This window comes from Roseateles sp. (assembly GCF_031397715.1).
Taxonomy (GTDB): Bacteria; Pseudomonadota; Gammaproteobacteria; order Burkholderiales; family Burkholderiaceae_C; genus Paucibacter_A.
The window spans coordinates 1-8615 of record NZ_JANNMI010000178.1 but is presented as its reverse complement, the minus strand read 5'-3'; the positions used below and the strand labels follow the sequence as shown (position 1 = coordinate 8615).

General features: G+C 64.6%; 9 protein-coding genes and 2 pseudogenes. 6 read left to right on the top strand and 5 right to left on the bottom strand.

The annotated features are described in order from the left end of the window. The 4 genes from narJ to RMO57_RS07645 form a co-directional block, all read left to right on the top strand. On the top strand, positions 1 to 443 hold a 443-nt coding region (narJ, locus tag RMO57_RS07660), incomplete at its 5' end, for a nitrate reductase molybdenum cofactor assembly chaperone (RefSeq protein ID WP_310385537.1). After that, positions 440 to 1162, top strand: a complete 723-nt coding sequence (gene narI, locus RMO57_RS07655) for a respiratory nitrate reductase subunit gamma (RefSeq protein ID WP_310385535.1) — start codon at positions 440 to 442, stop codon at positions 1160 to 1162. The genes narJ and narI, both read left to right, overlap by 4 nt. 11 nt (positions 1163 to 1173) lie before the next feature. Beyond that, a complete protein-coding gene (locus tag RMO57_RS07650; RefSeq protein WP_310385533.1) occupies positions 1174 to 2034 on the top strand; it encodes a peptidylprolyl isomerase in 861 nt (286 codons plus the stop codon). Positions 2035 to 2046: 12 nt separating this feature from the next. Next, positions 2047 to 2757: a carbonic anhydrase gene (locus RMO57_RS07645; protein WP_310385532.1), complete on the top strand. Its 711-nt coding sequence runs from the start codon at positions 2047 to 2049 to the stop codon at positions 2755 to 2757. Here RMO57_RS07645 and RMO57_RS07640 read toward each other — a convergent pair whose 3' ends face one another. After that, positions 2758 to 4323, bottom strand: coding sequence for a HAMP domain-containing sensor histidine kinase (locus tag RMO57_RS07640; protein ID WP_310385530.1), 1566 nt, complete (start codon positions 4321 to 4323; stop codon positions 2758 to 2760). 355 nt (positions 4324 to 4678) lie between these two features. On the opposite strand from RMO57_RS07640, the gene RMO57_RS07635 reads away from it, so the two are divergent. Then, positions 4679 to 5467, top strand: coding sequence for an SDR family oxidoreductase (locus RMO57_RS07635; RefSeq protein WP_310385528.1), 789 nt, complete (start codon positions 4679 to 4681; stop codon positions 5465 to 5467). Positions 5468 to 5521: 54 nt separating this feature from the next. Here the strand turns inward: RMO57_RS07635 and RMO57_RS07630 are convergent, their stop codons facing one another. The 4 genes and pseudogenes from RMO57_RS07630 to RMO57_RS07615 form a co-directional block, all read right to left on the bottom strand. Next, positions 5522 to 5869 (bottom strand): FKBP-type peptidyl-prolyl cis-trans isomerase, encoded by a 348-nt coding sequence (locus RMO57_RS07630; protein WP_310385540.1) that lies wholly within the window; start codon positions 5867 to 5869, stop codon positions 5522 to 5524. Positions 5870 to 5905: 36 nt separating this feature from the next. Beyond that, positions 5906 to 6244, bottom strand: a pseudogene (locus RMO57_RS07625) (FKBP-type peptidyl-prolyl cis-trans isomerase); the annotation flags it as partial. A 12-nt stretch (positions 6245 to 6256) separates the two neighbouring features. Then, entirely contained in the window at positions 6257 to 7180 is a 924-nt protein-coding gene (gene gluQRS, locus RMO57_RS07620) for a tRNA glutamyl-Q(34) synthetase GluQRS (protein WP_310385538.1), read from the bottom strand. A gap of 7 nt (positions 7181 to 7187) precedes the next feature. Continuing rightward, the gene (locus tag RMO57_RS07615) at positions 7188 to 8180 is read right to left on the bottom strand and encodes a LysR family transcriptional regulator (protein WP_310385526.1); all 993 of its coding nucleotides are present in this window, start codon (positions 8178 to 8180) and stop codon (positions 7188 to 7190) included. A gap of 148 nt (positions 8181 to 8328) precedes the next feature. Here RMO57_RS07615 and RMO57_RS07610 point away from each other — a divergent pair. Continuing rightward, positions 8329 to 8615, top strand: a pseudogene (locus RMO57_RS07610) (pirin family protein); the annotation flags it as partial.

Sequence of the window (8615 nt, the reverse complement as noted above, 5' to 3'; positions counted from 1 at the left end):
ACCTGTTCGAGCATGTGCATGGCGATTCACGCGATCGTGGCCCTGCCTTGGTCGATCTGCAACAAACCTATGAAGCCGGCGGCATGTTTTTTGAAGCCAGTGAACTACCGGATTACTTGCCGGTGGTGCTGGAGTTCGCGTCGACCCAGCCAGCCGAGACGGCCAAGTCTTTTCTGGCCGAGATGGCGCATATCTTGAACGTGATCCACAGCGGCTTGATCAAACGTGACAACCCCTATGCCGCCGCGATTGGCGCGGTGCTGGAGTTGGCCGGCGAAAAGCCGCAGGCGGTGCAGATCACCGTCGACGAGCCGCTCGATGAAGCCTGGCAAGAGCCTGCGGCTTTCGACGGCTGCTCCAGCAAAGGCCAGAGCAAGCCCGGCGCGCCGCAGCCGATTCATATCGTCAGAAAGACCAACCCTCAAGAAGGAGTGCGACCATGAACTCACTCGATTTCGCGCTGTTCGGCGTCTACCCCTATATCTGCCTGACGGTGTTTTTGGTCGGCAGCCTGATTCGGTTCGATCGCGACCAATACAGCTGGAAGAGCGACTCCTCGCAACTGCTGCGCGCCGGCAGTCTGCGCTGGGGCAGCAATCTGTTCCACGTTGGCGTGCTGTTTCTGTTCTTTGGCCACACCTTTGGCATGCTGACGCCGCACTTCATGTACGAGCATTTCATCAGCGCCGGCAACAAGCAATTGCTGGCCATCATCAGCGGCGGTATCGCCGGCGTGTTGGGCTTTGCCGGCGTCTCCATCCTCTTGCATCGCCGCTTGAGCGATGAGCGCATCCGCATCAACTCAAAGGCCAGCGACATCATGCTGCTGGTCTTGCTGTGGATTCAGTTGGCGCTCGGTTTGGCGACCATCCCCTTTTCGGCCCAGCATCTGGACGGCGGCATGATGATGAATCTGGCCGGCTGGGCCCAGCGCATCGTGACCTTCCAGCCCGGAGCGGTCGAGTTGTTGGCGCAGGCCGGTTGGGTCTTCAAGCTGCATATGTTCCTCGGCATGACGGTATTCCTGGTGTTCCCGTTCACCCGCTTGGTGCATGTGTGGAGCGGCTTCGGCACGGTGGCCTATTTGTTCAGGCCTTACCAGATGGTGCGCAGCCGGCGCTTGTCGCTGCCACCCGGCCACAACCAACCGCAACAACATTGATCGAGGTCAGCATGAGCCAACAACAAGGATGTGGCAGCGGCAGCTGCGGCTGCGCGAGTACCACCGCCAGCGCGGCACCCGCCATGGAAGACATCAAGGTCGACGTGGCCACGGTCAACGGCGTGCCGCTGCACGGCGACGGTGAATCACCCGATCCGGAGGCTTTGCGCCAGCGGGCCTACAGCGAGCTGCTGCGCCAAGCCGCGCAGCGCAAGGGCTTGTTGGCGGTGGGCGATCTGCCCGCGCTGGACGGCGTGCTGAGCGAGGCGGCGTCCGAGGCCACCTTGGCTCTGCTGGAGCGTGAGCTGCAATTGCCTGAGCCCGATGAGGCCAGCTGCCGGCGCTTTTTTGACGCCCATCCGGCTCGCTATCATCTGGGCGAGAAGGTCCAGGCGCGCCACATCTTGTTTGCCGTAACGCCCGGCGTCGACGTGCCGACCTTGCGTGGGCGGGCCGAGAATTTGCTGGTGGCCCTGCGCTGCGAGAGCCCGGACAGCCCTGCCTTTGCCAAGGCCGCCGCCGATAACTCCAACTGCCCGAGCGGTGCCGAAGGTGGCGAGCTGGGTTGGCTGGGGCGTGACGACTGCGCGCCGGAGTTCGCCTCGGCCTTGTTCGCGCAAGACGAAGCTAACGCCCATATCGGTGTGCTGCCGCGTTTGATCAGCACCCGCTTCGGCTTTCATATCGTGCAGGTGCAGGCGCGCGAGACTGGTGCGCTCCAGCCCTTCGAGTCGGTCAAGGGCTCGATCGCCCAAGTGCTGCGCCAGCAGGCCTATATGACGGCGCTGCGCCAGTATCTGAGCCTGTTGGCGGGCGAGGCCGAACTGTATGGCCTCGATCTGGATGCCGCCGACACACCGCTGCTGCAGTGATCGGCACTGGCCATGCCTGATGAACTGCTGACGCGCCTGCGTCGCTTCAATACCGACTACTTCCCGCAGTACCGGGCGCAGTTCAAGGATCTGGTCGACCTGGGTCAGCATCCGACCACGCTCTTCATCGGCTGCTCCGACTCGCGCCTGGTGCCCTATATGCTGACCGGCGCCGGGCCGGGCGAGCTGTTCATGGTCAGGAATGTCGGTGCTTTTGTGCCGCCTTATGACGGCTCCAGTGGCTTGCACGGCACCGCCGCCGCGATCGAATATGCGGTGCTGGCCCTGCAGGTGCAGCACATCATCGTTTGCGGCCACAGCCATTGCGGCGGCATCCGCGCGCTTTATGGCGAGGTGCCGGCCGAGGCCACCAATTTGAAGTCCTGGCTGGAGCTCGGTCGCGAGGCGACGCTGCCGGTGCAGCTCAGCGAGGAGGCGCTGCGCCGCACCGAGGAGCGCTCGGTGGTGCTGCAGTTGGAGCGCTTGATGGACTATCCGATGGTGCGCTCGAGAGTGGAGTTAGGGCAGATTGCCCTGCACGGCTGGCATTGCGTGATCGAGGACGGCGAGGTCAATGTGTTTGACGTCAATCTGGGCCGCTTTGTGCCGGCCTCCAGCGCCGACCACAGCGGCACCGGGCCTTACCGTGCGCATGCCGAGGAAGAGCGAGAAAGCGGCGCCTTGTTCAACGAAATCAATGACGCTTGGGCCCCTAAGGCTTAGTCAGTGCAATGAAGCTTCGGCGCTGCCCCGCTCCGGCGCCACCGTCGGCAGCCGAATCATCATCCGCGCGCCCTGGCCGGCTGAGCTGATGACCTCGATCTGACCGCCCAGCACATGGGTGACGATGGTGTGCACGATGTGCATGCCCAAACCCGAGCCGCCGGTGCCCAGCTTGGTGGTGAAGAAGGGATCGAAAATGCGTCGCCGCACCGACTCGTCCATGCCTTTGCCGTCATCACAGACGCTCAGCTCTACTTCATCCTGGCTCAGTTGAGCGCAGCGAATCGTGACCAGCCCTGCGGTCTTGCCGTCAAAACCATGCACCAAGGCATTGATCAATAGATTGGTCAACACCTGGCCGAGCGAGCCAGGGTAGCTGTTCATCTTGATGCCGGCGCCGAGCTCGGTCTTGATCAGGAAGGGCGTGTGCTTGAAGCTGGGCTCCACCATGATCAGCACATCCTCAACCACCCGTGCTAACTCGAAGTCACGGCGCAGATCGGTGGTCTGGTCAATCGCTACTTGTTTGAAGTCGCGCACCAGGTCGGCGGCTTTCTGCACATTGCGCTGCAAGATGTCTTGGCCGTGGCGGGTGTCGCGCACCAGGTCTTCCAGCAAGCTGCGCCGCATCGGCGTTTTGCTTTGCAGCATCTCGTCCAGGGCTTTGTAGCGGTCCTCCAGCGAGGACACCACAGTCAGCGAGTTGCCCAGCGGCGTATTCAATTCATGCGCAACACCGGCCACCAAGCGGCCCAGTGAGGCCAGCTTCTCGGACTCGACCAGCTCATGCTGAGCGGTCTTCAAATGCGCCAGCGCCTCGGTCAGCTCGTCATTGCTGGCGGTCAATTCGGTGGTGCGCTGCTCGACCTGCTCTTCCAAGGTGTTGGCATGTTGGCGCAGCGACTCGAAGGCCGCCAACAGGGACTGCCGCATCCGCTCCATCGCCAGCCCCACGCGCGCAATCTCATCATGGCCGCTGAGGGCCAACGGCTGTTCCAATTTGCCGGCGGCCAGTTCCTCGGCCGCTTGCGTGAGCTGGGTCATCGGTTGCAGCACGCGCCGGCGCATCACCCACAGAATCAAAATTGAGGAACAGGTCAGCGTCAGCACGCTGCGCCAAATGGTGCGCAACATATCGGCCTGCTTGGCCGCCACCAGTGGCGCTGCGCTCATCGCTATGGTCAGTTCGGCGATCTGGCGACCATCGCGTTTGATGGCCATGGTTTTGCTGAGGGTCAGGTCCGGCTCGCCGGCCCGCTCGGGCCAGCGTTGCTCTTGAAACGGGGCCACCGCGGACTGCTCACGCACCACCACCGAGATGAAGCGCGGGTCGTCGCCCTGCGCCTTGATCATCGGTTCGGCCAAATCGGGCGACACCTGCCAGACCGGCTCGGCCAAGGACAGCGCCATCACTTGGGCGATGCGCTCAAGGTCTTTGCGCAGCAGCTCTTTCGCCGTGCTGCGGGTGGACTGAGCGTCCCAAAACAAGGCCACCGCCGTTGGCACCAGCAGGCCAATCAGCAGCGCGATCACGACCGCGTAGCGAAGCGAAGTACGCTCAAACATCAGTTCCTCCCATGGCTGTGGTCCAGCGGTCTCGCCCTGTGCGGCTCGCTACAAGTCGCTCGGTGACAAGCTATTTGCGTTGGCACTGGACGGGGCAGTGTAGAGGCAAGCCGGCCCTGTTCCGGCGCACTGTGTGAGGGCTCACCGGTGGGCTGAGTTGGTGGACAGGACGGTGCCGCAGCTGCACAAACGCCCGACAACTGCCAACGAAGGCCGCTTGCCGGCGCTAAAAAACAGCCCCACCGGCGCCGGCCGAGTGGTCTGCGCTGACGCGGACTCGCGCATACTGTTGGCCGCTCTGGCTGGCGGCGACTACGCTAGCGGGCTTGAGGGCGCTTGATTTAAGGGTGATGCAATGGACTTGGAACTGACCGGCCGCTGGGCCCTGGTTTGTGCGGCCAGCAAGGGGCTGGGGGCGGGCTGCGCCGAGGCACTGGTGCGCGAGGGCTGCAACGTGGTCATCACCGCGCGCGGAGCTAAGGCGCTTGAGGCAACCGCCGCCGCGCTGCGCTTGTTGAACCCGGCCGTGGCGGTGCGCGCGGTGGTCGGCGACATTGCCACACCCGAGGCCCAGGCGCTAGCGCTGGCCGCCTGCCCGCAGGTCGACATCCTGATCAATAACGCCGGCGGTCCGCCGCCCGGCGACTTCCGCGATTGGGACCGGAGCGCGTGGCTAGCCGCCCTCGACGCCAATATGTTGGCACCGATTGCGCTGATCAAGGCCACGGTGGACGCGATGGCCGCGCGCGGTTTCGGGCGCATCGTCAACATCACCTCGGGCGCGGTGAAGGCGCCGATCGACGTGCTGGGATTGAGCAATGGGGCGCGCTCGGGCCTGACCGGTTTTGTCGCCGGGCTGGCACGCCAGCCGGCTTTGGCCGGCCGCAATGTGACGCTCAACAACTTGTTGCCGGGTGCGTTTGATACCGAGCGTCTGCACAAGACCCTGGCCGCAGGAGCCGCCAAACAGGGGCTGAGCAGCGATGAATTTGCCGCCAAGCGCCGCGCCGGCATCCCTGCCCAGCGCTTCGGCACGGCGGCCGAGTTTGGCGCCATCTGCGCGATGCTGTGCAGTGCGCAGGCTGGCTATTTGACCGGCCAAAACATTCTGCTGGACGGCGGGGCATATCCAGGCGTTTTTTGAATTGGCGGGACCGATGGCCTTGGCGACTGGATGCGCCGAGGCCATCGCTTGCACTCAGACCGCCAGCAATTCCACTTCAAACAGCAGCGTCGCATTGGGCGGAATCACGCCGCCGGCGCCGCGAGCGCCGTAGCCCATCTCGGCCGGGATCACCAACATGCGGGTGCCGCCGACCTTCATGCCCTGCACGCCTTCGTCCCAGCCGCGGATCACCTCACCGCCGCCCAGGGCAAAACGGAATGGGTCGCCGCGGTCCTTGCTGGAGTCGAACTTCTTGCCTTTATTGCCATTTTTGAACAGCCAGCCGGTGTAGTGCACGGTGACGCGCTGGCCGACCTTGGCCTCCAGACCGGTGCCGACTTCGGTGTCCTCGTATTGCAAGCCGCTGGGGTTGGCCGTCAGGTTCAGCTCGACGGCTTGTTCGCCGCCGCTCAGGCCCAGCAGCTCGACTTCAAAAATCAGCGTGGCGTTGGGAGGAATTGCACCGCCGGCGCCGCGTGCGCCATAGCCCAGCTCGGCCGGGATGATGAGGGTGCGGCTGCCGCCAATCTTCATGCCTTGCACGCCTTCGTCCCAGCCGCGGATGACCGAGCCGGCGTCGAGCTCGAACTTGAAGGGCTGGCCGCGGTCCTTGCTGGAATCGAACCTCGTCCCTTTGACGCCGTCATTGAACAGCCAGCCGGTATAGTGCACTGACACATCGTGGCCGGACTTGGCGACCGCGCCCGTGCCTTCCACGGTGTCGTCGATTTGCAGGCCGCTTGGGGTGGTGATCATGATGAAGAATTCCTATTTGTGGGGATGCGTGGCCGGCATCATGCCACCAAAAGAAGCTCGCCAGCCATTGACGGCCTGAGCCAGCAGCTCGGCCACAGTGCCGCCCGCGATCTGCAGGCCCAGCACGCCAGCGGCCGAGCGCAAGGCCCGCGCTGCATCGGTCAGCTCAAGCGCGGCCGCACCGTTTTGCTTCGATAACTTGTTGCCGTCCGCGCCCAGCACCAGTGGTGTGTGCAGATAGCGCGGGGTCGGTAAGCCGAGCAATTGCTGCAGTCGGATCTGGCGCGGCGTGTTGTCGGCCAGGTCGGCGCCGCGCACGATGTCGGTGATGCCCTGAGCGGCATCGTCCACCACCACGGCGAGCTGGTAGGCCCACAGGCCGTCGGCGCGTTTGAGTACAAAGTCGCCGACCTCGCGGCTCAGGTTTTGCGTCTGTGCGCTCAGGCGCCGGTCTTGCCAGGCCAGGGTCAGGTCTTGCGTGCCGGCCAAATCGAGCGTGCTGCGCAGGCGCCAAGCCCGCGCCGGCCGGCCTTCCAAGCCTGAACGGCAGGTGCCGGGGTAGATCAGTTCGCCATGCCGCTCGCTTTGCACGCCTTGCGCCTGCAAGGTTTCGGCAATTTGCTTGCGCGTGCAAGCGCAGCCATAGGCCCAGCCGCTTTGCCGCAATGTGGCCAGCGCCTGTTCATACAGCGCCGTGCGCGCCGATTGCCACAGCGGCGGCGCGTCCGGATGCAGGCCGCATTGCGCCAGTTGATCGAGGATCAGGCGGTCCATGCCGGAAGGGCAGCGCGGCCCGTCCAGGTCCTCAATTCGGACCAACCAACGCCCACCGTGCGCGCGCGCGTCCAGCCAACTGGCCAACGCGGCCACCAAGGAGCCGGCGTGCAGCGGGCCGGTGGGCGAGGGGGCAAAGCGGCCGAGATAGCTCACGCGCAGGCCTGGGCTACAAGATCAGGCCGGCATGCTGCTCCAGCAAGGCGCGCCGCGTGGTCGGGCTTTGCAACTGCTGCAACCACCAGGCGAGCGCTCGGCCGGGCGCTTGCCCGCCGGCATTGGCGGTATTGCGCCAGGAGTAATGCAGCGGGAACAAACGCGGGCCTTGGGCGGTCTCCTTGACGACCAGGCGGCCGGCCTCGACATGGCGCCGCACCATGGCCAAGGGCAGGCTGCCGCAGCCAATGCCGCGCAGCAGCGCCTCCAGCTTGGCCGCCATCGAGGGCATGGTCAGCACCTCCTGACCCGGCATAACTCCGATGGTCATCGGCGCCAGGCTGCGTGCGGTATCGGCCACGGTAATGATGCGATGTGCGGTCATGGTGACGGCGTCGAGTGGCGCTGGCGCGGCGGCCAGCGGATGGTGCGGTGCCACGCAAAAAACCATTTCCATCTCGCCCATCAACTCGCAGTGCACGGCCGCACCGGGCGGCTGGGCGGAGGTGCCGATGGCCAGGTCGGCCTGGCCCGAGATCAAGGCCTCCCAGGTGCCGGACAAGACCTCAACCCGCAGCTTCAGCCGGGTCGGCGGCCCGGCCCACGCCGCACTGCTGCCCTGATCCGCCGGCAGTTGATAGAAGGCCTCCATCAGGTCGAACAGCGCCCGGCGGGCGATCGCATCGTCGATGACGATGGTCAGCTCGCTCTCCCAGCCGGTGGCAATACGGCGCACCCGGTTGGCCACCGCGTCGATTTCCTGCAGCAGGCGCCGGCCTTCCAGCAGCAGCTCCTTGCCGGCGGCGGTCAGCTCGGCCTGGCGTGAGCGGCGGTCAAACAGCAACACATCCAGCGCCTCCTCCAACTGGCGCACGCTGTAGGTCAGCGCCGAGGGCACCTTGCCCATTTCGCGTGCGGCGGCCGCGAAGCTGCCGCTGCGGGCGATGGTGTCCATCATGATCAGCGCTTCGGGCGTCAGCGCACGGCGTTTTTCGGAGGTTTGCATGCGCTGCTTGGTTTCGAGTGTGGGCGGTAGGCTTCATCTTATTTGAACGTTGGCGTCAAGCCGGCAGGGCGCTGGCGGCGCGGCTTGCTTTTACAGTCAAGGCGTGGTCACCAAAGGGGTGGCCCCAAGCTCAAGGAGTCGAACGAAAATGCTTGAACTGATCAAATCGTCGCAGCGTGGCTATGCCGATCACGGCTGGCTGAAGTCTTTCCATAGCTTCTCGTTCGCCGACTATATGAATGAGCAGCGCATGGGCTTTGGCGCGCTGCGCGTCATCAACGAAGACCGCATCGCCCCCCGGCACCGGCTTCGGCACCCATGGCCACCGTGACATGGAAATCATCAGTTATGTGCTGGAAGGTGAGCTGGCGCACAAGGACAGCATTGGGTCCGGCAGTGGCGGTGGCGATCAAGGCCCCGGCGTGATCCGGCCTG

Excerpts from the sequence above, each read along its gene's own strand:
- RMO57_RS07640 (WP_310385530.1), bottom strand. The coding sequence starts at position 4,323 with ATGTTTGAGCGTACTTCGCTTCGCTACGCGGTCGTGATCGCGCTGCTG.
- narI (WP_310385535.1), top strand. The coding sequence starts at position 440 with ATGAACTCACTCGATTTCGCGCTGTTCGGCGTCTACCCCTATATCTGC.
- RMO57_RS07650 (WP_310385533.1), top strand. The coding sequence starts at position 1,174 with ATGAGCCAACAACAAGGATGTGGCAGCGGCAGCTGCGGCTGCGCGAGT.
- RMO57_RS07615 (WP_310385526.1), bottom strand. The coding sequence starts at position 8,180 with ATGCAAACCTCCGAAAAACGCCGTGCGCTGACGCCCGAAGCGCTGATC.
- RMO57_RS07635 (WP_310385528.1), top strand. The coding sequence starts at position 4,679 with ATGGACTTGGAACTGACCGGCCGCTGGGCCCTGGTTTGTGCGGCCAGC.
- RMO57_RS07645 (WP_310385532.1), top strand. The coding sequence starts at position 2,047 with ATGCCTGATGAACTGCTGACGCGCCTGCGTCGCTTCAATACCGACTAC.